A 2,331-nucleotide genomic window follows, 5' to 3' on the forward strand; every position below is an offset into this window, starting at 1 on the left:
CGTATCTGGATGGGGAGCAGGTGAGGACGTTCACTTGGAAGGCGGAAGGGGAGATGCCGATGTTTGGGCGCCCCAGGGTAAAATTTCAGAACGGGATTTTGGTTTCTAAGGATTTGTCTGGGAATGCGTTTGTTGTTTGTAAAAATCAGGAGTGTGTTCGTACGTCTGGGGAAGGTAAAATTCTAGGTCATGATGATAAGATTTATACGCTATCTCATTCTGAGATCACCAGGCTCTGGAATGTAACTGATGAAAATGGTCAGGTATTGGCTTCTTTTTCGGTACCAGAAAATTCGTCCTTCGACGTTGAGGTTTTTCAGGGAAAAGTTGTTGTAGTCGAGGTAATCTGGGGGAGAAGTTCACACGTCACCGCATATCGAGCAGATGGAAAGCGCGCTGAAATTGCCAATAACTTCGTCATCCGGACTTCGTCAGATGGTAATAGGATTGCCTTCAGCGTATATCAGGAAGGTATAAAAGTTCTCGACACTGAGCAGTGGATAATAAGGCGATATAAAGCCGACGATCTGTATTTGATTGCCATGAAAGGTAATGAGTTGTTTGTGGCAAACCAAAACTGGAAAACGGGTCCGTCGGTGCAAGTGATCAACATTTCTTCAAGACAGTTTCGACATATCCGCATTCCTGTATGGAGAAGTGGGATATGGGGGCCGTCTATTGAGTCGTCCGCTCAAGAACAATCTTTGCTCATGGTAGATTCCAGTGGATTTGTTTTTGTGATCAACAAGAATAAGGGCGAATTTATCAGCGAATTCAATTCTGGATATCCGTACCCTAACACAGCCATGGAATTTTCCGCGGACGGACGCCTATTTGTTACTTATGGCGCAGACGGCTTCATCCGTGTTTGGGCGGTGGTGCCGGAGGGGGCAAATGTAAGGTGATTGTAAGGCAAAAGTGACGTTAGGGAGCGCCGAACGCTGCTTGCGGGCGGCGCTCTTTTTTGTTACTATCCTGATCAGACGTGAACCCATAGCCCGACGTAGACGGGTGGTCAACGCTCTAAAAAGCGCCCACACCGGTTCGGGACGTGGGTTCTTTTCGTTAACGCCAGAACAAATGGAGGTAGGAGATGCGCAAACTGCTTTTTCTGTTCGTTCTCTTGCTGACCGGATGTGGGTTGATGGTTACCCCCACGCCGACTCGTACTCCCCGACCTACGGCTACGCCGACGGAGGCGCCACGGTACTACCCAACCTTGGATGCAAGTATGCGGCAGGAACTGTTGTATCGGGTACCAAAGCCCAAAGCGTACTACCGGAAGGTATCCCTTCCAGACGGCACAATTTACGAGATGTTTAGTCTGATGGTCATCTCCAGTGGCAAGGTTGAGACCCTCAAGGCGGGTAAGTATGATCTGGACGTTGTTTGGGTGTATGAGCGTAACCTAAATGCCGCCTACTACCCGCTGGTTGTGGGTGTTTTGGATGGGGAGACCTATACGCCTTATTACGTCGGATACACCGGTGAACCATATCGTCAGGCGTATCTGGCGTATCTCAAAGAGAATGGCATCCTAGAACGCGGCAGAAGATTATTTCCCTCGGTTTCCGACAAATCAGGTGGTTACGTGAGCCTCTACAAGCGAATCGAGTGGGATCGGTGCGGGGATGGCACTTACTGCCAATTAGGAAAATACATGCAAGACACCTATGGAGTGGATAACTGGGTGACCGACCAACTCATGGGACTTTACCCGATTCCCGAAGGGTGGGCATTAGCCTGGACGTGGGATGCGGCAACGGAGGAAAACTCTGATCCTGAGTACATCAAGATTGATCTTCCATAGGAGGTGAACAATGAACATCAACTGGCGTTTTGTTTTGTCGAAGTTTTGGAAAGCAACCCTCATGGGGTTGTTAATTGCTGTTGGAATCGCCTTGTGGCCACAGGCACAGTGTGCGGTGGCGCAAACCTGTGATGCGCCACGGGATCGCTGGTGTGGGAGCGGGCAGTGCTGTGGGCCAACAAACGGCTACAGCGCAGTAAGTTTCTGTGCTAGATCTAAGCCTATTAGCAAGCCGGGTGTTTGCATAGAACAGGGGCCGGGATTTACGGAACCAGAAATACCGGTACGATGCACAAATCCCAATGATTGTTCAGTTACAGAAGTTCTAGGTTCACCTAACCGCTTGTCAGGTGGTTATTGGTATGTGGGAGCTTGCCCAAAGTACCAAGTCAAAGCTTATGAGTCATGCGGATCGCCTGATACAACAAAAAACCGAGTACAGGCTACTTGCTGCTCCGGTTCCTCGGGTGGTGGCTGCACGCCGCAGTATGCGCCGCCGACGATTGAGGACACCTACACGG

2 protein-coding genes and 1 pseudogene are annotated in these 2,331 nt (G+C 49.9%); all 3 read left to right on the forward strand.

Annotation, left to right across the window (positions count from 1 at the left end):
* A partial coding sequence (locus QYE77_RS14650; protein ID WP_315626230.1) for a hypothetical protein occupies positions 1-905 on the forward strand: 905 nt, incomplete at its 5' end.
* 188 nt (positions 906-1,093) lie between these two features.
* Positions 1,094-1,810, forward strand: coding sequence for a hypothetical protein (locus QYE77_RS14655; protein WP_315626231.1), 717 nt, complete (start codon positions 1,094-1,096; stop codon positions 1,808-1,810).
* 10 nt (positions 1,811-1,820) lie between these two features.
* Positions 1,821-2,331: pseudogene (locus tag QYE77_RS14660) on the forward strand (hypothetical protein); the annotation flags it as partial.

This window comes from Thermanaerothrix solaris, assembly GCF_032334255.1.
Lineage (GTDB): Bacteria > Chloroflexota > Anaerolineae > Anaerolineales > Anaerolineaceae > Thermanaerothrix > Thermanaerothrix solaris.

What these genes read in the sequence shown, in the direction of transcription:
- QYE77_RS14655 (WP_315626231.1), top strand. Translation starts at nt 1,094, where the DNA reads ATGCGCAAACTGCTTTTTCTGTTCGTTCTCTTGCTGACCGGATGTGGG.